The following is a 25,094-nucleotide window of genomic DNA, read 5'->3' as shown; positions in this document are numbered from 1 at the left end:
CGGCGTCCGCTCCCGCACCCGGGGGTGGGCGCCGTCGGTCGTCCGGGACGGTCAGCGTTCGAGGCGCACCGGGCTCCCCGAGCCACTGCGGCGCACCAGCCAGGCCTCGGTGATGTGGGTGAACATCGCCTCGGCGGCCCCGTTGGAGTCGTGGGCGGCGATGCGTTCGTAGATGCGGCGGTGGCCCTGGTTCGACGCCACGCACAGCGCCCGCTCGGTCCGGCCCATGTAACGGGCGGTGTTGATGACCTGGCTCTCCAGCGCACGTACGACGCCACGGGCGATGCGGTTGCCGGAGGCCTGCATGATCGTGTCGTGGAAGGCCCGGTCGTGGTCGTGGTAGGTGACGTGGTCGTCGACGAGTTCGTCCATCCGGTCCACCATGGCCCGCAGTCGATCGACGGTCTCGGCGTCGGCGTGGCGGGCGGCGACGTTCGCCATGTCGGACTCCAGCACCCGACGGGTGACGACCAGGTCGTCGAGTATGGCGAGGCTGTCGTCCACCGCGATGGTGGCGGCGAGGACGAGCTCGTCGAGCATGTCCCAGTGTGACGGTGGGGTCACCATGGTGCCGGCGCCCTGGCGAACCTGCACCAGCCCCTTCTCCTGAAGGATCTTGACGGCCTCCCGGACGACGGTCCGGCTCACGCCGAAGGTCTCGCAGAGGATCGGCTCGGGGGGCAGGGACGTCCCGGACGGGTGGACGCCGCGGACGATGCGCTCCACCAGTTCGGCGGTGACCGCCCTGGCGAGGTTGGTCGGCCGACGCACCCACGCCGGGGTCCCCGGGCTGTTCAGGGCTGTCTCCTGCGGTGGCGTCATGTCCCCCTCCGAATGGCTCGCCGTGGCACGACGTCCGGATCAGTGTACGGCCGAGTGTTGACGTCACACGTCATACGAGTTACCTTCCCGTCAACATTGGCTCGCGGGGCACCCGCCGGCCACCCCCCATATAGAGGTGACAACTGATGAGACAGCGCGCAATATGGTCGGCCGTCCTCGTTGTGGGCCTGGCCCTGGCCGGTTGTGGAAGTGCTAGCGATTCGGGCAAGTCGACCAGCTCAGACGGCAAGTTGGTCGTGTGGGACTGGAAGTCCGGCGAGCCGTTCGCCAAATCCTATCTGGACAAGGCCAAGGCAGACTTCAAGAAGAAGCACGCCGACGTCGAGGTCGAGTTCGTCGCACAGCCCTTCGACCAGTACTACACCCTGCTCGGTGCGGCGATCCAGTCCGGCAAGGGTCCCGACGTCATGATGTTCAACGGCGGCGGTCAGATCCGCGACCGGGTGGACGCGCTGGTGCCGATCACCGACTACGTGGCCGAGGACAAGCAGCGGCTGGCCGGGTGGGAGGCGTTCACCAAGGACGGCAAGATCTACGGCAGCCCGGTGACGCTGCAGGGTTACCCGATCTACTACAACAAGGACGTCTACCAGAAGGCCGGCCTCGACCCGGCCAGCCCGGCCACCACCTGGGACAAGTTCGTCGCGGACTGCGCCGCCGTCGCCAAGGCCGGCTCCAAGTGCTTCGCCCTCGGCAACAAGGAGGGCGTCGGCATCCAGTTCTGGCTCTCCAGCATGGGGTCGGTCACCCTCACCGCCGCGGAGTACGACGCCTGGATCACCGGCAAGCGCGACTGGACGTCGCCGAACGTGAAGCGGGTCTTCGAAACGTGGAAGGAGACCGGCGAGAAGAAGATGAACACGGACGGGGCCAACTCGACCGCGATGTTCAACGACTCCTTCGCCGCCTTCCAGTCCGGCAAGGCCGCCCACGTCATGGGCCTGATGTCGGACGTCGGGCACTGGAAGGCCTTCAACGAGTTCCTCACCCCGGAGAAGCTCGGCGTCATGAAGCCCCCGGTCGTCACCGCTGGCACCACCCCGAGCCTCCCGTACGACGGTGGCATCGGCTACGCGGTCGCCAAGTGGACGAAGGACCCGAAGGTGGCCGCCGACCTGGTGCGCTCGCTGACCTCGGCCGACGCGCTGAAGGCGTTCTACGCCGATGCCGGCGCGATCGCCGCCGACACCACCATCGACGTGTCGCAGGCCGGCCCGGCCGCGAGCACGATCGTGAGCGAGCTGAAGAGCGGTAAGCCCGCCCTGCACGTCGCGCTCTCCTCGAAGACGATCGACCTGATGGGACGCCTCTCCCAGCAACTGCTCAGCGGTTCGATCACCGTCGACGAGGTGGTAAAGCAGTTGGCTGCTTCCGACCAGGCGGGCTGACCTCGTGCCAATCGGAAACACGCAACCGTCGGTCCGCCTGGCTTCGGCCGGGCGGGCCGGCGGTCCGGCGGTCACATCCCCCGCGCACCGCGGTGGCGCACGCCCCCACCGCACCCGCGGCGGCCTGGGGGCCGAGCGCTACGCCCCCTACATCCTTGTCGCTCCGGCCGTCCTGATCATCGTGCTGCTGCGGCTCTACCCGCTGATCCTCGGGGTCAACTTCTCCTTCACCGGCGACGGCGACCAGAACGGGGAAGCGGTCGGGCTCGGCAACTACCAGGAGTTGTTCGGCGACCAACTGTTCCGGACCGCGCTGCGCAACGTCGGGCTGCTGGTGCTGCTGCTCCCGGTGGCGGTGGCGATCCCCGGTCTGCTCGCCACGTTCATCTACCTGCGGGTGCCCGGCCACCGCTTCTACCGCAGCGTCTACTTCTTCCCGGCGGTGCTCTCGCCGGTCATCGTCGGTGCGATCTTCAACCTGCTGCTCGCCTTCGACGGCCCGCTCAACGCGGTGCTCGGGTCGTTCGGCATCGGTGCGGTGGACTGGCTCGGTGACCCCGACATCGCGATGTTCATGGTCGTGGGGGTGCACATCTGGGCCACCTTCGGCATGGCCCTGGTGGTGTTCCTCGCCGGCTTCGCCACGCTCGACGCCGCACTCCTGGACGCCGCCCGGGTGGACGGCGCGTCGCTGCGCCAGGTCGTCTGGCACGTGATCGTTCCGAGCCTCGCCCGGACCATCCAGTTCGTCTTCGTGACCACGATGATCGGGATGCTGACCTCGATGTTCGGGCTGCTGTTCGTGATGACCAGCGGTGGCCCGGAGGGCTCCACCTACCTGCCGGAGTACTACATCTGGATCCAGCAGGGTCAGATGAACCGCCCGGCCCTCGCGTCGGCCGCTTCGACAATCCTCTTCGTGATCATGCTCGTGGTGGGGCTGCTGCAGATCAAGCTGCTCGACCGGTCCGGAAAGGAGGACTGATGCGCCGGGCTCGTCTGGGATGGTGGTTGCTCGCCATCCCCATGTCACTGCTCGCGATGGCGACGATCTACCCCCTGCTGTTCACCGCCAACGTCGCGTTGAAGACCCGCCGGGAGTACATCCTCGACAGGTTCTCCCTGACCGACTCCATGAACTGGGCGAACATCAGCACGGCGTGGACCAGCGCCGGGATGGGCCGTTACTTCGTCAACTCGCTCGTCGTGGTGACGCTGTCGGTCGTCCTGTTGCTGCTGCTCGGGTCGATGGCCGGCTTCGCCCTGAGCCAACTGCGGTTCCGCGGCTCGTCGGCGTTGTTCCTGGGCTGCCTCGCCGGGCTCTTCATCCCGTTCCAGGTGGTCATGGTGCCGCTCGCCCGAATCATGGCGGACACCGCGCTGATCGACACGTACCCGGGCCTGATCCTGGTCTACGTGGCCCAGTTCCTGCCCTTCACGGTCTTCCTGATGACGAGCTACTACCGGGGCATCCCGCCGGAGATCGTCGACGCCGCGCGGATCGACGGCAACACGGTGTACGGCGTGTACCGCCGGATCATGCTGCCCCTGGGCACCCCGGCGCTGCTGTCGGTCGGCATCCTCAACACCCTGTTCTGCTGGAACGACGTCCTCATGGCGTTGGTGATGATGCCCTCGGCGGAGAACCGGACGCTCATGATCGGCGTGACCTCGTTGCGCGGCCAGTACTCCGACAACATCCCGACCTTCGCCTCCGGGGTGCTGATCGCCGCGATTCCTGTCCTGTTGGTCTACCTGTTCCTCCAGCGCCAAATTGCCGACGGCGTGGCCGCCGGTTCCACGAAGGGTTGACCATGCGGATCACGGGTTATCGGACGCTCTCCACGGTCCAGGAATGGGGGCGCCCCGTCGGTGACGCCAACGGCGTGTTCGCCGACGGGGTGGTCCCGGTCTCGATCGTCCTCGTCGACACCGACGAGGGCATCACCGGCGTCGGCCTGGGGCCGCACGTCGAGATCGACCGGATCTTCGCTGCCGTCGAGGGCGAAGACCCCCGTGCGGTGACGACCCTGTACGACCGCATGCTGCGGCACACCTTCAAGGCGGGCCACGCGGGGCCGGTCTTCGGCACCATCGGCGCTCTCGACACCGCACTGTGGGACATCAAGGCGCAGGCTGCCGGTGAGCCCTTGTGGCGGCTGCTGGGCGGGCGGGACCGGCGGGTCAACGCGTACGCCTCCGGCCTGGACATCGGCCTGAGCGACGACGAGCTCGTCGCCGAGTACGAGATCTACGCCGACCGCGGCCTACGGGCCGCCAAGCTCAAGGGTGGCCTCGACATCGAGCAGGACCGGCACCGCCTCGGCCTGGTCAGGGACGTGCTGACCGAGGCCGGGCACGGCCGGCGGCCGGGTCTGATGCTCGACGTCAACGAGGCATGGACCCGCAAGCAGGCTGTGCGGCACGTCTGCGAGCTGGAACGCACCCTCGACCTCATCTGGATCGAGGAGCCGGTCCGCCGCTGGGACGCCGAGGGCCTGGCCGCGGTGAGCCGTGGAGTGTGCGCGTCCGTCGCCACCGGGGAGAACCTGACCGGGCTCGAACAGTTCCGCCCACTGATCGCCGCCGGCGCGGTCGACGTCCTCCAGACGTCCGCGGTCTGGGGGGTCACCCACTTCCTCCGGGTGTCCGCCCTGGCGCACGCCCACGACCTGCCGGTCAGCCCGATCGGCAACAGCCCGATCGGGCTGCTGCACGCCGCCACCTCGGTGCCGAACCACCTGACCAGCGAGTTGCAGGATCTGCACCCACCGGTCGGCATCTCCGTCGACCTGCACGTCGAGGATGGTGCCTTCATCCTCGGCGACGCCCCCGGGTTGGGGATCCGAGTGGACGAGGAGCGGATCCGGGCGGCAAACCGCCGCCCACAGGCGCTGACGGCCGACAGTCCCAACGTACGGCCGGAGCGGGCCGGGCGGCGGCTGCTGGCCGGAGTGGACGGGGTGATCCCCACCCGCCAGGTGCCCGCCGTGCCGCTGAACTCCCGCAACGAGGTGTCGCCGACCGTACGGCACTGAGCTGAACACCGTAAGAGGGAAGGCGTGGGTGCATCGCGACGGCGGTGCACCCACGACCATGCCCGGTCGGCCACGACCGACGTACCGACAGTCGAGACGGAGGAACGATGAAGGCAGTCGTCTACCGGGGAGCGCGAGACCTCGGCATCGAGCACCGCGACCCGGAGCCACCGGGTCGCGGCCAGGTGCGGATCGAGGTGGCGTACACCGGCATCTGCGGCACGGACCTGCACATCTACCACGGGGACATGGACGCCCGGGTTGGTGACTCCGCGATCATCGGGCACGAGATGTCCGGGCGGGTCGCGGCGGTCGGCGAGGAGGTGACCGGCTTGACCGTCGGTCAGCCCGTCACCGTCATGCCGACCCGGCCCTGCGGACGCTGCGCGGCCTGCAAGCGGGGCAACTCCCACGTCTGCCACGCGATGAACTTCCTCGGCATCGACTCGCCGGGCGCGATGCAGTCCTCCTGGACGGTGCCGGCGGAGCTGGTCCTGCCCCTGCCGGAGGAGTTGCCCCTTGAACACGCGGCGCTTGTCGAGCCGGTCGCGGTCGCCGTGCACGACGTACGCCGGGGCAACGTGACCGCCGACGACCAGGTGGTGGTGGTCGGTGGTGGGCCGGTCGGCGTCCTCATCGCCACCGTCGCGCGCAGCCGCGGCGCACGGGTGCTCCTGGTCGAACCGGACCCGTTCCGACGTGAGGTGGCGGAAGGGATCGGCGTCGAGGCCGTCGACCCGCTGTCGACCGATGTGGTGGCGCTGGTGAACGACCGTACCGACGGCGCGGGCGCCGACATCGCCTTCGAGGTGTCCGGCTCGCCGGCCGGTGTCACCACCGCTGTCGACGTCCTCACCACTCGTGGACGTCTGGTCATGGTGGCGATCCACCCCAAGCCCCGGGAGGTCAACCTGCACCGGTTCTTCTGGCGGGAGCTGGAGCTGCTCGGCGCCCGGCTCTACCAGCGCGACGACATGGTGGAGGCGATCCGACTGGTCGCCTCGGGTGCGATTCCGGCACGACAGCTCATCTCCCGGATCGAACCGGTCGAGAAGGCCAGTGCGGCCTTCGCCGCGTTGGAGGGTGGCGGCGTCATGAAGGTGCTGCTCGATGTGCGGGAGGGTGACAGGTGACGGCGCTCTTCGACCTGTCCGGCCAGACCGCCGTCGTGACCGGGGCGCGGCGTGGCATCGGCCTGGCCATGGCCGAGGCGCTGGCCCTTGCCGGCGCCGACATCGTGGGCGTCTCCGCTCAGCTCGAAGCGGAGGGCAGCGAGGTCGAACGTCGGGTGCGCGCCGCCGGCCGCCGGTTCACGCCGCTGCGGGCGGACCTCGGCGACCGGGCCGCCGTGCACCGGCTGGCCAGCGACATCATCGCGCTCGGGCCGGTCGACATCCTGGTGAACAACGGCGGCACCATCGCCCGGACCCCGGCCGCGGAGCACCCGGACGAGATGTGGGACCACGTGATCGAGGTGAACCTCAGCAGTCAGTTCATCCTCAGCCGGGAGATCGGTCGGACGATGGTCGAGCGTGGCCGAGGAAAGATCATCTTCACCGCGTCGCTGTTGAGTTTCCAGGGCGGCATCACCGTCCCCGGCTACGCCGCGTCGAAGTCGGGCGTGGCCGGCCTCACCAAGGCACTGGCGAACGAGTGGGCGGCGCGCGGGGTGAACGTCAACGCCATCGCGCCCGGCTACATCGCCACCGACAACACCCAGGCTCTGCGCGACGACCCGGACCGTAACCAGGCGATCCTCGGCCGGATCCCGGCCGGGCGGTGGGGCCGGGCCGACGACCTGGCCGGTGCCACGGTGTTCCTGGCGGCGAGCGCGTCGGACTACGTCAACGGCGTCGTCCTGCCCGTCGACGGCGGATGGCTGGGCCGATGACGGGCACGGGGGAGGCCGGGCGGGCCGGAATCGTCGACGCGCACCACCACCTCTGGGTCCGCGCACGGCACCCGCAGCCGTGGATCGACCCGGTGACCATGTCGGCAATCGACGCCGACTTCGAACCCGCCGATCTCGCGCTGCCGGCCCGGGCGGCGGGGGTCACCGCGACCGTGGTGGTGCAGTCCATCGCCTCGGACACGGAGACGGTGGACCTGCTGGCCATCGCCGCCGACGACAGCCTGGTCCGTGGGGTCGTCGGCTGGGTTGACCTGACCGCCGACGACGTCGCGCAGCGACTCGAGCGGCTGCGGGCCGGACGGGGTGGGGAACGCCTCGTCGGCATCCGCCACCTCGTGCAGTCCGAGACCGACCCGGCGTACCTGGACCGTCCGGACGTCCGCCGGGGGATCGCCGCGGTGGGCGCCGCCGGCCTCGTCTTCGACCTGCTGGTACGCCAGCACCAACTCCCCATGGCCGTGCGTCTCACCCGCGATCTGCCCGAGGTGCGCTTCGTCCTCGACCACCTGGGCAAGCCCGCGCTCGGCACCGCCGAGATGGCCCAGTGGAGCCGGGACCTGCGGTCGTTGGCCGGCTCGCCGAACACCACGGCGAAGCTCTCCGGTCTGGTGACCGAGGTGCCGCGCCCGCACTGGACGCCGGGGGACCTTCGACCCGCCGTCGAGGACGCCCTCGACGCGTTCGGGCCGGACCGACTGATGTTCGGCTCGGACTGGCCGGTCAGCCTTCTCGCCAGCTCGTACCAACGGTGGGTGGACACCCTCGCGGAGCTGCTGGACGGCCAGGACGACGCCGGACAGGCGTCGATCTGGGGTGCGACGGCACGCCGCGTCTACCGGCTGGAGGCGTCATGATGGCCCGCGCGCTGCCGCGCCGCCCGGAGGTACGCCTCAGCGAGCTGGGCTTCGGCGCGGCCCAGGGTGGCAACCTGTACCGGACGACGTCGGACGAGGAGTTCGCCTCGGCGGTCGACGCCGCGTGGGAGGCGGGTGTCCGGTACTTCGACACGGCGCCGCACTACGGCCTCGGGCTTTCCGAGCGGCGGCTCGGCGTCGCGCTGCGCCAACGGCCGCGCGACGAGTACGTCGTGTCGACGAAGGTCGGGCGACTCCTGGTGCCGTCACCCGAGGATGCGCACCTGCGGGACTCCGACGGGTTCGACGTGCCCGCGGACCACCGGCGGGTGTGGGACTTCAGCCGGGACGGCGTTCTCCGTTCCATCGAGGCCAGCCTGGAACGGACCGGCCTGGACCGGATCGACGTCGTCTACCTGCACGATCCGGACGACCACTGGGAGCAGGCCGCGTACCAGGCCGTCCCCGCCCTGATCGAGCTGCGGGACCAGGGCGTGGTGGGTGCCATTGGTGCCGGAATGAACCAGTCGGAGATGCTGGCGCGGTTCGTCCGGGAGACCGACGTCGACGTGATGATGTGCGCCGGCCGGTACACCCTGCTCGAACAGGGCGCCGCCGCCGACCTGCTGCCGGCTGCCGAGGCCCGGGGGGTGGGCGTGGTCATCGCCGGCGTCTACAACTCGGGGCTGCTGTCGCGCGACCGGCCGCCGGCCGACGCGGTCTACAACTACCAGCAGGCTCCGGCGCAGGTGATCGAGCGGGCTCGGCGGATCGCCACGGTCTGCGAGACGTACGGGGTGACCCTGCCGCAGGCGGCGCTCGCCTTCGTCCGCCGGCATCCGACCGTGGTGTCGACGGTGGTCGGCGTCCGCAACGAGGAGCAGGTGGTCGAGACGGTGCGACGGTCCGGGGTGGTCGTGCCGGAGGAGTTGTGGGACGACCTGGCGGCGGCCGGGCTGCTCGCCGCGCCGCCCGGTCTGCCTGCCTGATCGACGACGACGTCCCGGCCGGGGCCGGCTCCGTTACTCGGATACCGGTCCCGACCGGGACGTCATCTGTTACCGCGACAGCCGCAGGGTCAGAGCGCGGTGAAGCGCCACTGCTGGTTCGCCGCGCTGTTGCAGGTCCACTGCAACACCCGGGCGCCGTCGGCCGTGGAAGCGCCGTTGACGTCCAGGCAGAGCCCGCTCAGCACACTCTTCACCGTGTACACGCCGGAGGTGCCCGTCGCGGTGGCGGTGAACTTCTGCTGGTTACCGTTGTTGCAGGTGGCCTGCTGGAGGAAGGCACCCGCCGCGGTGGAACTGCCGGTGACCTCGACGCACTTGCCGCTGTGCACCGCCTTCAGGTAGAGGGCGCCGTTACCGGCGTCGACCGCCTGCCACCTCTGGTTGTTGCCACCGGTGCTCGCCCACTGGGTGATCTGGGCGCCGTCGGCGGTGGAGACACCGCTGACGTCCATCAGCTTGTTGCTGTGCTGCGCCGTGACCGTGTAGGTCTTGCCCGCCAGCCCGGTGCCGGTGCCGGGTGTCCCGACGCCGTTCCCGCCGAAGGTGTGCGAGTCCAGATCGAACGAGTTGTTGGCGTTCTTGAACACCATGTAGAGCGTGTGCGTCCCGCTCAGCGACGCGACGCTCACCGGTGTCGTGGACTGGTAGTTGTCCCAGCCACCGGTGCTGGGCACCGTGGTGGTGGCCAGCAGGGTGCCGGTCGGCGAGTCGGCCCGCAGCTCGATCGAGCCGCCGCCGGAGGGCGACGACAGCCGGTAGCTGACCGTGGAGATCCCCGACAGGTTCATCGGGTTGAACGCGATCCAGTCGTTGCTGGAGATGTCACCGACGCGCTTGGTGCTCTCCGCGGCCGACTGGTCGACCACCCGGATGCCGGACTGGCTGCTGAAGTACTCCGACTGCTTGTGCTTCGGTTGCAGGATCGCCTGTGCGGTGCCGGTGAGCGGGGACCCGCCGCCCGAGCCACCGTTGTCGGTGTACCGCGCGTTCAGCACGTAGAACAGGTTGGCGCCATCGGGGTGCCCGCCGAGCAGGTCGGTGGAGATGGTGCCCGAGCAGCCCGGGTACTCGGTGGTCTCGTGCGCGTGGTCGTCGTGACCCAGCGCCGGGTTGAGGAACACCTTCGAGCAGTCGACGGTTCCGCCGTCCGGGTCGGTCACGGTGATCTGGTACGACACCTTGTCACCGAAGGTGAGCATGCCGCCGTTGCCAGGTGTGGTGATGGTGACCACCGGGGCGCTGTTGCCGACGGTGATCTGGACGTTGGCGAAGCCGGTCTTGCCGGCGCTGTTGGTGACCTTCAACTGGGCGGTGTAGTTGCCGTTGGAGGTGTAGACCTTCGACGGGTTGGCCGCCGTCGACGTGGTGCCGTCGCCGAACGTCCACAGGTAGCTCAGCGCGTTGCCGTCCGGGTCGGACGTGCCGGCGCTGCTGAACTGGACGGTCAGCGGTGCGCTGCCGCTGGTGGGCGTGCCGGTGGCCTTGACGATCGGTGACCGGCCGCCCTGGTTGTAGTCGATCCGGTAGAGCCCGGAGTCGCTGTTGCCGCCGCCGAAGTTGGTGCCCCACTCCAACAGGTAGAGCGAGCCGTCCTTGCCGAACTCCATGTCCATCGGCTTGTTGAACCGCACGTTGGGCAGGAACGGGTTGGTCCGGGTCACCGCCGAGGAGGAGTCGAAGTGCACCTCCTTGACGTAGTTGCGCGCCCACTCGTAGAAGAAGTGCACCCCGTCGTAGTAGGGCGGGAACTTCGTCGCGGACGGGTTCGAGGCGTCGTACCGGTAGATCGGCCCACCCATCGGAGCGGAGCCGCCGGAGCCGAGCTCGGGGAAGGTCGTCGAGGCGGGGTAGCCATACCAGATGTTCGGCATGACGACCGGCTTCAGGCTGGTCAGACCGGTGTTGTTCGGCGAGTTGTTGACCGGCGCGGAGCAGTTGAACTTCGAGCCGACGACGCCGGTGTCCGGGTTGAACGGGGCGTACGGCTGGTTGTTGCCGTGGCAGAACGGCCAGCCGTAGTTGCCGGCCTGCTTGATCACGTTGAGCTCTACCAGGCCCTCGGGGCCACGGTTGGTGGTGGGCGGGTTCCGGTCCGGGCCGTAGTCGGCCAGGTAGACCCAGCCGTTGGCCGGGTCGATGGAGAAGCGGAACGGGTTGCGGAAGCCCATCGCGTAGACCTCGGGCTTGGTCTGCGCGGTGCCCTGGGGGTAGAGGTTGCCCGACGGGATGGTGTAGCCACCGCTGGCCGAGGGCTTGATCCGCAGCAGCTTGCCGCGCAGGTCGTTGGTGTTGCCGGCGCTGCGGGCGGCATCCAGGTTGGACTTGCCCGACCGCCAGTCCAGCGGGGCGTAGCCCTGCCAGTTCGGGTCCAGGTTCGGCGGCGTGTCGTCCCCGGTGCCGATGAAGAGGTTGCCGTCCGGGCCGAACTTGATGTAGCCGCCGGTGTGGCCGGGCTCCGGGAAGGTCCGGTCCCGGTACGCCGGGATGTCGATGATCGTCACGCCGCTGGACGTGTTCAGCGTGTCACCGCTGACCGTGTAGCGGGAGACCCGGTTGATGTCGGTGCTGCTGCTGGCCGGCGAGTGGTACAGGTAGATGTAGCCGTTGGTGGCGAAGTTGGGGTCCAGCGCCATGCCGGTCAGGCCGTCCTCGCCGCCGGTGTAGACGCTGAGCGTGCCAGCGGTGACGGTGCTGTTGGTGGAGGGCTTGAAGATCTTCACCTGGCCGCCACGCTGGACGTAGAAGACCCGGCCGTCCGGTGCCACACCAAGCGCCATCGGGTCGACGGTGTTGTCGTCGAGGGTGCGCTTCTCGAAGTTGCCCCAGACGGTGCCGCCGCAGTCACCGGCGGCGTTACCGGCCGCCCACTTGATGCCACCGAGCACGTGGTTCTGGAAGTTCGCCTCGCTGTAGGAGCCGATCGCGTGGCCCATCGCGGTGGCCCACACCCGCCCGCCGTTGGTGTTCCGGCACCAGGAGATCGGGTGGTCCGGGCCCATCGCCCGGGATCCCGGGTTGTACGTGCGCTCGTCGGCGGTCACCAGCACGTGCACGTTGCCGCGCGGGTTGGCGTCGAAGTTGTACCACTCCTCGTTGCGGACCCACCGGTCCGGCAGGCTGGCCGTCGACGGGTGCTTCTTGTCGGCGACGATTGCGGTGCCCTGGAGCACGCCGGGGGAGTGCTCGGGCATGTGGGCGCCGGCGTTGATGGTCTGGTCCCACCACGGGTACTCGGACTCGATGCCCATGTCGGTGGCGTTGTGGATGGCGACGATGCCCTTACCGCTGGCGAGGTAGCCCTCCACCGCCTGGCGCTGCGCCGACGAGGTCCAGACCATGCCGGAGGTCTGGAGCATGACGATCACGTCGAAGGTCGCCAGGTTACTGGCGGTGAAGACGCTCGAGTCCTCGGTCGCCACCACCTCGAAGTTGTTCGCGGCGGCCTGCTGTTGGAGCATGCTGATCCCGGCGGGGATCGAGTCGTGCCGGTAGCCGGTGGTCTTGCTGAACACCAGGGCGCGGAAGGCCGGGGCCGCCGACGCGGGTGGAGCGAGTCCGAGCGCCAGCAACAGGCCGGCGATAATTGAGATGAGCAATGTGTTGCGACGCATGCCGTCTCCTAGGTTGGGCGAGCAACTCCGATTGCCACCACGGGCCCCACGGCTCGTCAGGTTGTGCCTGCACGCGCGGGGGTGCACGGGGTGCGGTGGTTGGTCCTCGTGCCGTTCGCCGTAACGGCAGTCAGACCCGAAGGACGTTACACAGCGTTATGGCCGCTGTAGGTCTCGTCCGGTGATCCACGAGGGTCAGGATGAGCTAGATATAGATCGATGTCAATGAAGGCGACAACGTCCGGCGTCCTGCCCAGGTGACGACGGTCGTGCGCGAGCCCCTCGCTGCGGGCGTCGCTGTCGATCGGGTGAAGGCCCTGGCAATCAGCCCCGGTCGAGGATTGCGGACCCGCATCCAAACATCTATCTTCATACGTGTGATGTTTCGTCGATGTCAAGGGAATGTTCGCATCACGCGAACATAAGTCTTCGTCGATAGCTACGAAAGTTCACCGTGCGGTCTCTCAGAGCCGCCGGAGCGCGGTGCTGGATCCAACCGACAACTACTATCTGTGAGGGCATTCGGGATGTCAGATCCGCCGCCGACGCCACTTCTGACCCTCCGGGGCATCGGCAAGTCCTTTCTCGGCGTCCGCGTCCTCGACGGTGTCGACCTCGATGTCGCGCCCGGCGAGGTGCACGCCGTGGTCGGTGAGAACGGTGCCGGGAAGTCGACCCTGATGAAGATCGTCTCGGGCGGTCACGCCCCGGACGGCGGCACTGTCGAGTTCGCCGGTGAGTCGCGTACGTTCCGTGGCCCTCGTGACGCCCAGCGAGCCGGCATCGGCATCATCCACCAGGAGTTCAACCTGCTCCCGGAGCGCACCGTCGCGGAGAACGTCTACCTGGGGCACGAGCCGGTCCGACGCGGGCTCGTCGACCGTCGGGAGATGGTCGAGCGCACCACCCGACTACTCGCCTCGATCGGTGAGACCACCCTGCCGGCCGAGGCCCGGGTGGGGCAGTTGGGCGTCGCGCAGCAGCAGGTCGTCGAGATCGCCAAGGCGCTCGCCCTGGACGCGCGGCTGCTCATCATGGACGAGCCGACCGCCGCCCTGGCCGACCACGAGGTCGAGTTGCTCTACGGGCTGGTGCGCCGGCTCCAGGAACGGGGCATCGGGCTGCTGTACGTCTCGCACCGGCTCGCCGAGGTCTTCGACCTGTCCGGTCGGATCACCGTGCTCAAGGACGGCCGTCGGGTCACCACCGTGAATACCGCGGACACCACCGCCGACGAGTTGGTGCGGCACATGGTCGGCCGGGAACTGTCCAGCTACTACCCGGACCGGGCCGCCCCGGAGGACCGGGGCCCGGTGCGGCTCAACCTTCGCGACGCGGGCAACCGGAAGCTGCGGGACGTCAACCTCCAGCTGCGCGCCGGCGAGGTGCTCGGCATCGGCGGTCTGCAGGGCTCCGGGCGCTCGGCGCTGGCCCGCGCGATCTTCGGGGTGTCGCCGTTCACGACCGGCGACGTCACGCTCGACGACCGACCGGTCCGGCTGCGCTCACCCCGCGCCGCGATGCGGGCCGGCATCGCGTACGTCACCGAGGACCGCAAGGGCGAGGGGATCGTCCCCCGCCAGTCGGTGCTCGACAACGCGCTGCTCGCCAGCCGGGCCGTCTTCGCCGCCCGGTCCGGCCGGGCGGCGCGGACCGTCCGGATGCGTGAGTTGCTGGCCGCCGTGGAGGTCCGTGGCGCCGGCGACGACCAGGAGATCCGCTTTCTGTCCGGGGGCAACCAGCAGAAGGTCGTGCTGGCCCGGTGGCTCGCGCTCGACCCGGGGATCCTGCTCTTCGACGAGCCGACCAGGGGCATCGACGTGGGCGCGAAGTCCGCCATCCACGACCTCGTCCGCCGCCTCGCCAAGGACGGCGCGGCCGTGCTGATGATTTCGTCCGACCTACCGGAGCTGCTGGGGATGAGTGACCGGATCGTCGTCATGCGGGACGGCCACGTCGCGGGCGAACTGCCCGCCGGGGCGACCGAGGAAGAGGTCGTCGCACTGGCGGTCGGCACCACACGCGAGGTTGCCACATGAGTGCTCTGTCGCTGCTGCCGGCCCGACGCCCCGTACCGGGCGTGTTCGTGGCCCTGACCCTGACCCTCACGATCGGCTGGCTGGTCGTGCTGCTCGATGGTGGTCAGCTCTTCAACCAGTCCACCACGGTGAGTCTGCTGCATGTCGCCGCCGGCCTCGGGCTGGTCGCGGTCGGTCAGACCCTGGTCATCCTGGGCGGGTCGCTCGACCTCTCGGTGGCGTACGTGATCAGCCTCAGCACCCTGGTCGCGGCCGAGACGATGAACGGCAGTGACGGCGCGGTGCTGCCGGCGATCGGTCTGGTGCTCGTGGTCAGCGCCGGCGTCGGGCTGCTCAACGGGCTCCTCGTCACCAGGTTCCGGGTGAACGCGTTCATCGCCACCCTCGGCGTCGGGTTGCTGCTCAAGGGCTATCTCGACAACGGCTACGACGGCCCGGCCGGCACCACCGCACCCGCGCTGGTGCAGGCGCTCGGCTACCAGCGCGTCGGGCCGGTGCCGGTGTCGTTCCTGCTCCTGATCGCGGTCACCGCGGCGGCCTGGTTCGCGCTCTCGCGGACCCGCTTCGGCCACCACCTGGTCGCCGTCGGCGGGGATCCGGAGGTGGCCCGCCTCTCCGGCGTCCGCAACGACCGGGTCCTCGTCACCGCCCACATCCTGTGCTCGATGTGCGCGGGGCTCGCCGGCATCTACCTCGCCAGTCGGCTCGGCTCAGGTGCCCCGCGGGTCGGCACCGAGGGTCTCTACGACCTGGAGTCGATCGCCGCGGTGGTGATCGGGGGGACCGCCCTCGCCGGTGGGCGCGGCGGTGTCATCGGCACCGTCGGTGGGGTGCTGCTGCTCGCCAGCATCGACGCCATCTTCAACCAGCTCGAGGTCGACGCCTTCTTCAAGCAGGTGATCCGGGGCGTCATCATCATCGCCGCGGTCGCCGTCTACGCCCGCCGGGCCATGCGAAAGGCGGCCTAGCCATGCAGACCGTCCAGCCCCGTTCCCTGCCGCTGCGTCTGCCGCGGGTCCGTCCCGGTGGTGTCCTGCCGATCCTGGTGATCCTCGCGGTGCTGCTGGTGCTCGTCGGTATCCGGCAGCCCGACTTCCTGGCCCCGCCGTCGCTGATGTCGTTCCTCGGCCGTTCGGCGCCGATCATCCTGCTCGCCGCCGGCCAGTACTTCGTGATCGTGTCCGGTGAGTTCGACCTGTCGGTCGGGTCGCTGGTCACCGCGCAGGTGGTCGTCGCCGCCCGGCTGATCGACAGCGACCCGGCGCGCACCTGGCCGGTGGTGCTGCTGCTGCTCGCCTTCGGAGCCCTGGTCGGGCTGGTCAACGGCCTGGTCACGACGCGGCTGCGGGTGCCGTCGTTCATCACCACCCTCGGTATGTTCCTGATCCTGGTGGGCGCGGTCTACCTCTGGTCCGACGGCGCCCCGAAGGGTGGCCTCTCCGAGGAGTTCCGACGGTTCGGCCGGCGGGCCTTCGAGGACGTGCCGCTGCTGGGCCGGGTGCCGTACGCGCTGGTGGTCCTGGTGGTCCTTGCGATCGCGGCAGTGCTGTTGATGCGCTCCGACTTCGGTCGGACGCTCGTCGCCGTCGGCGACAACCCGCGCACCGCCGAGCTGAGCGGCGTACGCGTGTGGCGTACCCGGACCTTCGCCTTCATCCTCAGCGGCCTCGCGGCGGCGGTGGCGGCGATCCTCCTGGGTGGCTACAGCGGCGTGTCGTTCCAGGCCGGTGCGGGTCTTGAGTTCGGTGCGATCACCGCGGTCGTCCTCGGCGGTGTGGCACTCGGTGGCGGGCGCGGCGCGGTCGTCGGGGCGATGCTCGGCGCGCTGACCCTCGAACTGTTGTTCGCCCTCATGAACTTCTACGGCGTCTCCGGCGCCCTCAGGTCGACCGTCCAGGGCGCGATCATTCTGCTCGCCGTGGCGGTCTCGGCAACCCGTTCCACGTCGAGATAAAGGGGAAACCATAGTGCGACGTTCCATGGCGGCGCTTGCCGCTGTCACCCTGCTGTCCCTCGGCGCCTGCGCCACGGACGAACCGGCCGCGAGCCCTTCGGGTAGCCCTCCGGCCGCCGGGTCGGGCACCGGGGACCAGTCGAAGTTCTTCGTGCAGGCCGACTACGACGCCGAGCTGTCGCTGCTCACCGCCACCCCCACCGGGCCGGCGGACAAGCCGTGGGAGCAGGTGCTCAACCCGGCGATGGTCGACACCGCCAAGTTCAAGAAGAAGGGGCCGCACAAGATCTGCTTCTCGAACGCGGCCCTGAACAACCCCTGGCGGCAGGTCGGCTTCAAGACCATGCAGGCCGAGGTCGAGGCGCAGAAGAGCCGGATCAAGGAGTTCGTGCACGTCGACGCCGAGGGTAAGGACCAGAAGCAGATCGCGGACATCAACGACCTGCTCGGCAAGGGCTGCGACGCGCTCATCGTCTCGCCGAACACCACCGCCACGCTCACCCCGGCCGTCGAGGCGGCCTGCAAGGCCGGGCTGCCGGTCGTCGTCTTCGACCGCGGCGTCAACACGAAGTGCCCGGTGACGTTCATCAACCCCATCGGCGGGTACGGGTTCGGTCACGTCGGCGCCGAGTTCGTCAGCCAGAAGATGAAGTCCGGCGGCAAGGTCCTCGCCCTGCGGATCCTGCCCGGCGTCGACGTGCTGGAGACCCGCTGGTCGGCGGCGAAGGTGTCGTTCGACAAGGCGAAGGTCGACGTCGTCGGCGTCGAGTTCACCGACGGCGACCCGGCCAAGACCAAGAAGATCGTCGACGACTACATCCAGCGCTACGGCACCATCGACGGGGTCTGGATGGACGCCGGAGCGACGGCCGTCGCGGCGGTCGAGGCGTTCCAGGACGCGGGCAAGCCCGTCCCGCCGATGAACGGCGAGGACCAGCTCGACTTCCTGAAGATCTGGAAGGACAAGCAGCTCACCGCGATCGCACCGACCTACCCGACCTACCAGTGGCGTACGCCGATCATCGCCGCCCTGCGGATCCTGGACGGCGAGCAGGTCTCCAACCCGTGGAAGCTGCCGCAGCCGACCGTCACGCAGGACAACCTGGACCAGTACCTCGACACGAGCATGCCGCCGCTGCACTACGCGATGTGCGGCTGCACCGACCTGCCCGGTTACCCGCAACGCTGGAAGTAGGTCCTGATGTACGCCATCGGCGTCAACCCCTGGGTGTGGGCCTCGCCGGTCGATGACAAGGCCCTGGCCGAGCTGATTCCGCGGATCGCCGCGTTCGGCTTCGACGCGGTCGAGTTGCCGATCGAGCAGCCCGGTGACTGGGACCCGATCCGTACCCGGGATCTGCTGGCGGCGCACGGCCTCGTCGCCGCCGGCGTCTGCGCGGTCACCCCGCCGGGCCGGGATCTGGTAGACGCCGCACCAGCGGTCGTCGAGTCGACGGTGGCGTACCTCAAGGGCTGCGTGGCGAGCGCGGCGACCGTCGGCGCTGGATGCGTCGGCGGCCCCGCGTACGCCTCGGTCGGCCGCACCTGGCGGATGTCGCCAGCGGCTCGCGCGGCCTGCTATGCGGACTTCCGGCGAGCCCTGGCGCCGGTCGCCGAGCAGGCCGGCGAGCTGGGCGTCAGCATCGGTGTCGAGGCGCTGAACCGTTACGAGACGAGCGTCGTCAACACCGTCGAGCAGACCGTCGAGATGATCGACGGGCTGCCCTCGAACGTCGGCATCATGATCGATACCTACCACATGAACATCGAGGAGGCCGACCCCTACGCGGCACTCGCGGTGGCCGGTCCGCACATCAAGCACGTGCAGGTCAGCGGCTCCAACCGGGGTGCCCCCGGTGCCGATCACTTCGACTGGCCCCGCTTCTTCGACGTCCTACGGGACACCGGCTATCAGGGCGCTATCTGCATCGAGTCGTTCACTGCGGAGAACGAGACCATCGCCACCGCCGCGGCGATCTGGCGCCCGCTGGCCCCCTCGCAGGACCGTCTCGCCACGGACGGTCTGCGCTATCTCCGGGAGATTCTCGGATGACCGCCCCGGCCCGGCACCCCCGCGCTGGTCGAGGCCGTTCCACCACCCCCACCCCGTTCTCACGTCAGGAGCACCGTCCCGTGTCCTCGTCCCTCTCGCCGCTGCGCCGACTGCTGGCCGGCGCCGCCGCGACAGCGGTGACCGCCCTGGTCGCGGTAACCGCCTCGGCGTCCCCGGCACTCGCTGCCACCACCACCCTCTACGCGTCGCCCTCGGGCACCGGCACCACGTGTTCGGCCAGCCAACCGTGTTCGCTCAGTGCCGCGCAGACCGCGGTGCGGGCGATCAACACCTCGATGTCCGGTGACATCGTGGTGGAGTTGGCCAACGGCGCGTACCGGCTCTCGTCGCCGCTGCGGTTCACCGCCGCCGACTCGGGCACCAACGGCTACCAGGTGATCTGGCGGGCGGCCTCCGGCGCACGTCCGACCATCACCGGGGCCCGGGCGGTCACCGGCTGGTCGCTCGTCGACTCCGGGAAGAACATCTGGCGGGCCAACGTTCCCGCCGGTCTCGACTCCCGTCAGCTCTACGTCAACGGGGCCGTCGCCACCCGGGCCCGCACCGCGGTGAACCGCGCCGACTTCACCTTCACCACGTCCGGCATGCGGTTCAGCAACAGCGCGCTCACCTACCTCAACAACCTCGGCAACCAGAACCGCGTCGAGGTGGAGAGCGTCGGCTCGTTCACCGACAGGTACTCGCCGGTGCAGAGCATCAGCGGCAACTTCCTGACGATGCAGCAGCCCGCCTGGAACAACAACACCTTCGGCTTCGACACGCTGTCGCGCCCGCACCGGGCGGGCCCGTTCTACCTGGCCAACGCGTACGAGTTCCTGGACTCGGCGGGGGAGTGGTATCTGAACCCGAGCAACGGCCAGCTCAACTACATCCCGCTCAGCGGACAGAACATGAGCTCGGTCAGCGTGGAGCTGCCGCAGTTGCAGTCCCTGGTGAACGTGGGCGGCACCTACGACGCGCCCGCGCACCACATCTCGTTCAGCGGCATCACCTTCACCGGCACCAGCTGGCTCGGCCCGAGCAGCAGCAACGGCTTCGCCGACCAGCAGACCGGCGCGCACATCGTCGGTACCTGGGCCCGCCCGTCGGACGCGCTGACCTCCTGCCAGGAGGGTTGCCCGCTGTTCGAGGCCACCCGCCCGAGCTGGGCCCAGATGCCGGCCGCGGTGCAGGTCTCCGCCGCCAACACCATCAGTTTCAGTGACTCCCAGTTCGTCAACCTCGGGCAGACGGCCATCGGCATCGGCAACGACGCCAACGCCCACGCCAGCGGCGTCGGCCTGGGGGCCAGCAACATCACCGTCACCCGCTCGGAGATCGCCCGCAACTCCGCCGGTGGCGTCGTGGTCGGCGGCGTGCGCGCCGATGCCCACCACCCCAGCGACCAGCGGATGGTCAACCGCAACGTCACCATCAGCAACAACAAGGTGCACGATCTCGGTCTGGAGTACCGGGGTGTCGTCTCGATCCTGACGACCTACGTGAACACCTCGCTGGTCTCGCACAACGAGGTCTACAACATGCCGTACACCGGCATGTCGGTCGGCTACGGCTGGGGCGCCAACGACGCCGGCGGCAGCCAGCACTACGCCAACCGTGGCCTGTACAACTACCAGCCGCGGTACTCCACGGCGACCACCGCCGCCAACAACCAGGTCATCGGCAACTACGTGCACGACGTCATGCAGCAGATGACCGACGGCGGGTGCATCTACTCGCTGTCGGCGAACCCGGGCGGGTTGATCGCCGAGAACTACTGCCTGCGCACCAACGGCTGGTTCGGGCTCTACTTCGACGAGGGCTCCCGCTACTACACCGCCCGCAACAACGTGTTCTCCTCCACCGGCACGTGGGCCACCGCCAACTACTACTACGCCGAGAACATGGGCAACTTCACGGTCACCAACAACTGGTCGACCAGCAGCGGCACGAACGTGACGAACGGTGACCGCGGCAATGTCGTCAACGGCAACGTCACGGTCAGCAACGGCAACTGGCCGTCGGGCGCGCAAACGGTGATCAACGCGGCCGGCGTGCAGAGCGGTGGCAGCACCAACCCGACGAACGTGCAGATCGTGGGCGTCCAGTCGGGCCGCTGTGCCGAGATCGGCAACTCCAGCACGACCAACGGCACGCAGGCTCAGATCTGGGACTGCATCAGTAACGTCGCCAACCAGCGGTGGACCCACACCGCGAGCCGGCAGCTCATGGTCTACGGCACCAAGTGCCTGGACGCCTCCGGCCAGGGCACCGTCAACGGCACGAAGGTGGTGATCTGGGACTGCAACGGCGGCACCAACCAGCAGTGGAACGTCAACGCCAACGGCACGATCACGGGAGTGCAGTCGGGTCTCTGCCTGGACGCAAACGGCGCCGCTACGGCGAACGGCACCAAGTTGATCCTCTGGGCCTGCGGCGGCGGCAGCAACCAGCAGTGGCAGCTGCGTAGCTGACCCAGCCCCACGGGCTCTCGACCGGCCCGCAGGTGATCTGCCGAGGAGCGGTACACCTCAGAGGCATTCTGAGGTGTACCGCTCCTCAGCTCATCCGCCCCGGGTGACGGTGACCGACGGGGCCACCGTCAATCCGGCAGCGGCCTCGTAGCGGACCGGGATGGGATCGGTGAGTTCCCCGACGAACGTGCCCTCGACGTGATCGAGGAAGCCGATGAGGGACCAGTCGTCGGCGGGTCCGGGGACCAGCCGGGGCGCGTACAGGTGCGGGTGGGCGAACGGCTGGGCGGACTCGATGTCCCACGGACCGAGGGTGCTCTCGCCGGTCGCCACCCAGATCCGGTGGTCGTCGCGACGGGCGCTGCCGGTCGCGTCGGTGGAGAACAGCAGCAGCGGCTGCCCGTCGATCACCGCGACCTGGGGCACCTCCAGGTGACCGAAGCCGGCCGGTGTCGACAACGGCGGCGCGACGGTCCAGGTGACGAGGTCGGTGGAGGTGGCGTGGCCGACGACGCCACGGGTGTTCGCCGGGCCGGTGTTGGCGCGGGCGGTGATCAGCATGTGCCAACCCTCGCCGTCGGGGTCGGGGAACACCCAGGGGTCGCGCCACGCCTGCTCGTACCACAGGTCCTTGTCCAGCAGCTCGTACCAGGTGGGGTCGGCCTGGACGATCGGCTCGGTGCCGTGCCGGTGCCAGGTCATGAGGTCGTCGGAGACGGCCAGTCCGATGCGTTGGACGAGCCCGTCCTCGGCGCGGCCGACCCCGGTGTAGAACAGGTACCACCGACCGTCCGGCCCGCGCACGGTGCAGCCTGTCCAGGTCGCCAGATCGTCCCAGCTCGGAGCGTCGGCGGGCACCACGGCGTCGGCGACCAGGCGCCAGGAGCGCAGGTCCGTCGAGACGGCGTGACCGATGGTGGCCCGGCGGTGGCGGCGGTGTGGGTCGTGCAGGGCGCGGGACGCGCGCAGGAAGAACACGTGCCAGAGGCCGTTGTCGTCCCGCGCGTACCAGCTGTCCCAAACCCAGTGGTCGGGTAGACGAAGCATGGTCGGAAACCTAGCACTAAACCGTTTTAGCGTCGGCCCAGGTCGGCGCGCAGCCGGGGGCCGGAGGGTCAGCGGTCAGCCGGCCGGAGGCGCGAGGGACCGGCGTCGGCGCAGCGGCATCGGGACGAGCGCGGGCTCGGCGACGCCGTCGTCCAGGAGCAACTCGACCGCGCGTCGCCCCATCTGCTCGTGCGGCAACGCCGTGGTGGCCAGACTGGGCCGCAGCCAGGCGGCGATCGGGTCGTCGTCGAACGAGATGACCGAGATGTCGTCCGGGACGGTCAGCCCCGCCTCGCCGAGGGCCTGGTAGGCGCCGAAGGCCAGCCGGTCGTTCATGCAGATGATCGCGCTGGGACGCTTCGGCTTGCTCAGCAGGCCCCGCATGGCGGCGTAACCGTGCTCGGGCAACCACTCGGTGCAGAAGCACTCGGCCAGGAGATTGACGTCCGCCTCCTCAAGTGCCTGCCGGATGCCGTGCAGGCGGGCGCGGGCCGCGAGCGAGACCTCCGGATCGTCCTCCTTGAGTCGGTTGCGACCGATCAGCGCGATCGCGTCGCGGTGGCCAAGCTCCAGTAGGGCGGTGGCGACGGCACGGCCGGCCCCCTCGTCGTCGGGGACCACGCTTGGCAGGCCGTCGGGGCTGGTGGCGTTGAGCAGCACCACCGGGCCGCCGAGGATGGCCGGTGGCACCGTCAGCCGCCGGGTTGCCATCGCCGCGTAGATCACCCCGTCGACCTGCCGGTCCAGGACGGCCTCGATGGCGTACTGCTCGAAGGTGGCGTCACCCTGGGTCTCGGTGATGAGCAGGACGTGGTCCCGCTCGCGGGCCGCGTCGAGAGCGCCGCGGATGAGGTCGCCGGCGAACCGGGTGGTGGCCACGATGTCGGAGACGAACGCGATGGTCGCCGTCTTGCGGGTACGGAGGCTGCGCGCGGCGAGGTTGGGGCGGTAGCCGAGTTCCTCGGCGGCGGCGAACACCCGTTGGTGTGCCTCGGCCGAGAGTCGGGTGCCCTCTCTGCCGTTGAGCACCATCGACGCGGCGGTCTTGGACAGCCCGGCTCTCCGCGCGACGTCGGCGAGTGTTGCTCTGTTGCGGCCCATCAGTCCTCCGAATCAGGCGCGGTGCCACGGGCGCCGCTCCTGCCCATCATGATGCGTCACCGTCCGGGACCGAGCGCCGGTCGCGTCGGTGTGGTGTGAACGAGACGTTTCCGCACCGTTGCCAACTTGTCCTTGACAGCTCACCGCGCCGCGCGCATGCTCTGCTAAATCAGTTTAGCGACCACTTCTGGCGCGTCCAGAGGCGCCTTCCGTTGATGTCAGGGAGTCATGAGATGGCAGCTGTGGTGACAAAGTTTCCGCGACGGAGAACCGTGCTTCTCGCGTCGTTGCTCGCGGTCGGGCTGAGCGCGACGGCGTGCAGCGCGCCGGGGGAGGACCGGTCGTCGACCCAGAAGTCCGATGCCGCCGTCAAGACGGAGCTGGGCACCGACCCGATCACCCTGGAGATGTACGCGGAGACCGGCTTCCCGCTGGCCAAGGCGTTGGCCGAGGAGTTCTCCAAGCAGCACTCGAACGTGAAGTTCAACATCCGCGAGGACCAGTTCACGGTGATCGTGGAGAACGCGCCCCGGGTGATGGCGTCGGACAACTCGCCCGACATCATCCGGCTCCCCACCATGGTCGACCTGGTCAAGGACGACCTGCTCAAGAACCTCGACCCGTACTTCACCGCGTACGGCTGGGACAAGTTCCCCGCCTCCCAGCTCATGCAGCTGCGCGTCGGCGAGAACACCCGGGGCACCGGCTCGCTGTACGGGATGGGGCTCGGCTACAGCGTCACCGGCGTCTTCTACAACAAGAAACTGGCCACCCAGGTCGGCATGACCCAACCACCGGCCACGGTCGCCGAGTTCGAAGAGCTGCTGGCCAAGGCGAAGACCGGCGGGGTCCAGCCGATCATGCAGTTCAACAAGAACACCGCGGGCATCAACTTCCCGCACCAGGCGCTGCAGAACCAGTTCGGCGACCCGACCCAGGTCGCCGACTGGATCTTCCAGAAGCCGGGGGCCACGTTCGACACCCCGGCTGCCCTGAAGGCCACCCAGACGATCCAGAAGTGGGCGCAGGCCGGGTACTTCACCAAGGACGCCAACGCGCTCGACTACGCGGGCATGGTGGGTGAGTTCCAGAAGGGCAACGGCCTGTTCATGTTCAACGGTGACTGGGAGTCGGCGAACCTCGACAAGTCGATGCCCGGCAACGTCGGCTTCTTTCTCTTCCCGACCGAGTCGCCGGGTGGGAAGCACGTGGCGATGTCCGCCCCCAACACCTTCGGCGTCTCCGCCAAGGCCAAGAACCCGGACGCCGCCGCGTACTTCCTGAACTGGGTGCACACCAACGCCAAGGCCCGCGAGATCTCGGTGACGGTCGGCGGTTCCAGCCCGGGCGGCCCGAGCGACCTGCCGGTGCCGAGCGCCGCCCCGAACACCGTGCTGGCCGAGACCCTGAAGGCGTCGCAGCAGCTCGGTGCGGACAACGGCGCGGTGGACTTCACCGCGAACGCGACCGGCGGCATCTTCGCCGCCGCGATCACGCCGGAGATGCAGAAGCTGATCGCCGGCCAGCAGACGCCCGAGGGGTACGTGAAGGCGGTCCAGGCCGAGTACCAGAAGGAACTGTCCCGATGACGTCTGCCCTCGGCAGCGCACCGACCGGGCACGACGATCGCCGCGCCCGTCCGACCCCCGCGCGGGCCCACCGATTCCGGTGGGGCCCCCCCGGCCCGGCCCCGGGGGTGTGCGGGCAGCGCCCCCAGTGGTTGTGCCCGGGTTTAGTGTGGGGCCCCCGCCGGCGGTGGCGGAAGTAGAA

Annotated in this window: 19 protein-coding genes; 15 read left to right on the top strand and 4 right to left on the bottom strand. The window is 69.2% G+C overall.

Annotation, left to right across the window (positions count from 1 at the left end; translation table 11 throughout):
* Window positions 1-51: 51 nt before the first annotated feature.
* A complete protein-coding gene (locus AB0C15_RS28760; protein ID WP_357357127.1) occupies window positions 52-822 on the bottom strand; it encodes a FadR/GntR family transcriptional regulator in 771 nt (256 codons plus the stop codon).
* A 146-nt stretch (window positions 823-968) separates the two neighbouring features.
* Here AB0C15_RS28760 and AB0C15_RS28755 point away from each other — a divergent pair, with 146 nt between their 5' ends.
* The 8 genes from AB0C15_RS28755 to AB0C15_RS28720 all read left to right on the top strand — a co-directional run bounded on the left by AB0C15_RS28755 (window position 969) and on the right by AB0C15_RS28720 (window position 9,024).
* Entirely contained in the window at window positions 969-2,231 is a 1,263-nt protein-coding gene (locus AB0C15_RS28755) for an extracellular solute-binding protein (protein ID WP_357357125.1), read from the top strand.
* Between the two features lie 4 nt (window positions 2,232-2,235).
* Window positions 2,236-3,216 (top strand): sugar ABC transporter permease, encoded by a 981-nt coding sequence (locus tag AB0C15_RS28750; RefSeq protein WP_357357123.1) that lies wholly within the window; start codon window positions 2,236-2,238, stop codon window positions 3,214-3,216.
* Complete coding sequence (locus tag AB0C15_RS28745; protein ID WP_357357121.1) at window positions 3,216-4,043, top strand: carbohydrate ABC transporter permease; 828 nt, start codon at window positions 3,216-3,218, stop codon at window positions 4,041-4,043. Before AB0C15_RS28750 ends, AB0C15_RS28745 begins: the two co-directional genes overlap by 1 nt.
* 2 nt (window positions 4,044-4,045) lie before the next feature.
* On the top strand, window positions 4,046-5,269 hold the full coding sequence (locus tag AB0C15_RS28740) for a mandelate racemase/muconate lactonizing enzyme family protein (RefSeq protein ID WP_357357119.1): 1,224 nt from the start codon (window positions 4,046-4,048) through the stop codon (window positions 5,267-5,269).
* Between the two features lie 107 nt (window positions 5,270-5,376).
* On the top strand, window positions 5,377-6,402 hold the full coding sequence (locus AB0C15_RS28735; protein ID WP_357357117.1) for an alcohol dehydrogenase catalytic domain-containing protein: 1,026 nt from the start codon (window positions 5,377-5,379) through the stop codon (window positions 6,400-6,402).
* Entirely contained in the window at window positions 6,399-7,160 is a 762-nt protein-coding gene (locus tag AB0C15_RS28730; RefSeq protein ID WP_357357115.1) for an SDR family NAD(P)-dependent oxidoreductase, read from the top strand. The genes AB0C15_RS28735 and AB0C15_RS28730 overlap by 4 nt, the downstream gene beginning before the upstream one ends.
* The gene (locus tag AB0C15_RS28725; RefSeq protein ID WP_357357113.1) at window positions 7,157-8,035 is read left to right on the top strand and encodes an amidohydrolase family protein; all 879 of its coding nucleotides are present in this window, start codon (window positions 7,157-7,159) and stop codon (window positions 8,033-8,035) included. The genes AB0C15_RS28730 and AB0C15_RS28725 overlap by 4 nt, the downstream gene beginning before the upstream one ends.
* Window positions 8,032-9,024, top strand: a complete 993-nt coding sequence (locus AB0C15_RS28720; RefSeq protein WP_357357111.1) for an aldo/keto reductase — start codon at window positions 8,032-8,034, stop codon at window positions 9,022-9,024. Before AB0C15_RS28725 ends, AB0C15_RS28720 begins: the two co-directional genes overlap by 4 nt.
* Before the next feature lie 89 nt (window positions 9,025-9,113).
* Here the strand turns inward: AB0C15_RS28720 and AB0C15_RS28715 are convergent, their stop codons facing one another.
* Entirely contained in the window at window positions 9,114-12,656 is a 3,543-nt protein-coding gene (locus AB0C15_RS28715; RefSeq protein WP_357357109.1) for a ThuA domain-containing protein, read from the bottom strand.
* 527 nt (window positions 12,657-13,183) lie between these two features.
* On the opposite strand from AB0C15_RS28715, the gene AB0C15_RS28710 reads away from it, so the two are divergent.
* The 6 genes from AB0C15_RS28710 to AB0C15_RS28685 all read left to right on the top strand — a co-directional run bounded on the left by AB0C15_RS28710 (window position 13,184) and on the right by AB0C15_RS28685 (window position 21,176).
* Entirely contained in the window at window positions 13,184-14,695 is a 1,512-nt protein-coding gene (locus AB0C15_RS28710) for a sugar ABC transporter ATP-binding protein (RefSeq protein WP_357357107.1), read from the top strand.
* Window positions 14,692-15,663 carry an ABC transporter permease gene (locus AB0C15_RS28705; protein ID WP_357357105.1) on the top strand — a complete coding sequence of 324 codons (972 nt, stop codon included), beginning with the start codon at window positions 14,692-14,694 and terminating at the stop codon, window positions 15,661-15,663. Before AB0C15_RS28710 ends, AB0C15_RS28705 begins: the two co-directional genes overlap by 4 nt.
* Before the next feature lie 2 nt (window positions 15,664-15,665).
* Entirely contained in the window at window positions 15,666-16,649 is a 984-nt protein-coding gene (locus AB0C15_RS28700; protein ID WP_357357103.1) for an ABC transporter permease, read from the top strand.
* Between the two features lie 13 nt (window positions 16,650-16,662).
* Window positions 16,663-17,844 carry an ABC transporter substrate-binding protein gene (locus AB0C15_RS28695; RefSeq protein WP_357357100.1) on the top strand — a complete coding sequence of 394 codons (1,182 nt, stop codon included), beginning with the start codon at window positions 16,663-16,665 and terminating at the stop codon, window positions 17,842-17,844.
* Between the two features lie 6 nt (window positions 17,845-17,850).
* The gene (locus tag AB0C15_RS28690) at window positions 17,851-18,702 is read left to right on the top strand and encodes a sugar phosphate isomerase/epimerase family protein (protein ID WP_357357098.1); all 852 of its coding nucleotides are present in this window, start codon (window positions 17,851-17,853) and stop codon (window positions 18,700-18,702) included.
* Between the two features lie 80 nt (window positions 18,703-18,782).
* Complete coding sequence (locus AB0C15_RS28685) at window positions 18,783-21,176, top strand: RICIN domain-containing protein (RefSeq protein ID WP_357357096.1); 2,394 nt, start codon at window positions 18,783-18,785, stop codon at window positions 21,174-21,176.
* Between the two features lie 90 nt (window positions 21,177-21,266).
* On the opposite strand, the gene AB0C15_RS28680 is transcribed toward AB0C15_RS28685, so the two are convergent.
* A complete protein-coding gene (locus AB0C15_RS28680) occupies window positions 21,267-22,295 on the bottom strand; it encodes a family 43 glycosylhydrolase (protein WP_357357167.1) in 1,029 nt (342 codons plus the stop codon).
* Window positions 22,296-22,298: 3 nt separating this feature from the next.
* Window positions 22,299-23,324: a LacI family DNA-binding transcriptional regulator gene (locus AB0C15_RS28675; RefSeq protein WP_357357094.1), complete on the bottom strand. Its 1,026-nt coding sequence runs from the start codon at window positions 23,322-23,324 to the stop codon at window positions 22,299-22,301.
* 272 nt (window positions 23,325-23,596) lie between these two features.
* Between AB0C15_RS28675 and AB0C15_RS28670 the strand changes: the two genes are divergently transcribed.
* On the top strand, window positions 23,597-24,913 hold the full coding sequence (locus AB0C15_RS28670; protein ID WP_357357093.1) for an extracellular solute-binding protein: 1,317 nt from the start codon (window positions 23,597-23,599) through the stop codon (window positions 24,911-24,913).
* Window positions 24,914-25,094 lie beyond the last annotated feature (181 nt).

Source organism: Micromonospora sp. NPDC048835, from assembly GCF_040649995.1.
Classification (GTDB): domain Bacteria; phylum Actinomycetota; class Actinomycetes; order Mycobacteriales; family Micromonosporaceae; genus Micromonospora.
Note: the sequence above shows the minus strand (reverse complement) of the source record. Positions and strands in the feature narration are given on the sequence as shown.

Excerpts from the sequence above, each read along its gene's own strand:
- AB0C15_RS28760 (WP_357357127.1), bottom strand. The coding sequence starts at position 822 with ATGACGCCACCGCAGGAGACAGCCCTGAACAGCCCGGGGACCCCGGCG.
- AB0C15_RS28755 (WP_357357125.1), top strand. The coding sequence starts at position 969 with ATGAGACAGCGCGCAATATGGTCGGCCGTCCTCGTTGTGGGCCTGGCC.
- AB0C15_RS28745 (WP_357357121.1), top strand. The coding sequence starts at position 3,216 with ATGCGCCGGGCTCGTCTGGGATGGTGGTTGCTCGCCATCCCCATGTCA.
- AB0C15_RS28740 (WP_357357119.1), top strand. The coding sequence starts at position 4,046 with ATGCGGATCACGGGTTATCGGACGCTCTCCACGGTCCAGGAATGGGGG.
- AB0C15_RS28735 (WP_357357117.1), top strand. The coding sequence starts at position 5,377 with ATGAAGGCAGTCGTCTACCGGGGAGCGCGAGACCTCGGCATCGAGCAC.
- AB0C15_RS28725 (WP_357357113.1), top strand. The coding sequence starts at position 7,157 with ATGACGGGCACGGGGGAGGCCGGGCGGGCCGGAATCGTCGACGCGCAC.
- AB0C15_RS28720 (WP_357357111.1), top strand. The coding sequence starts at position 8,032 with ATGATGGCCCGCGCGCTGCCGCGCCGCCCGGAGGTACGCCTCAGCGAG.
- AB0C15_RS28715 (WP_357357109.1), bottom strand. The coding sequence starts at position 12,656 with ATGCGTCGCAACACATTGCTCATCTCAATTATCGCCGGCCTGTTGCTG.
- AB0C15_RS28710 (WP_357357107.1), top strand. The coding sequence starts at position 13,184 with ATGTCAGATCCGCCGCCGACGCCACTTCTGACCCTCCGGGGCATCGGC.
- AB0C15_RS28705 (WP_357357105.1), top strand. The coding sequence starts at position 14,692 with ATGAGTGCTCTGTCGCTGCTGCCGGCCCGACGCCCCGTACCGGGCGTG.
- AB0C15_RS28700 (WP_357357103.1), top strand. The coding sequence starts at position 15,666 with ATGCAGACCGTCCAGCCCCGTTCCCTGCCGCTGCGTCTGCCGCGGGTC.
- AB0C15_RS28690 (WP_357357098.1), top strand. The coding sequence starts at position 17,851 with ATGTACGCCATCGGCGTCAACCCCTGGGTGTGGGCCTCGCCGGTCGAT.
- AB0C15_RS28675 (WP_357357094.1), bottom strand. The coding sequence starts at position 23,324 with ATGGGCCGCAACAGAGCAACACTCGCCGACGTCGCGCGGAGAGCCGGG.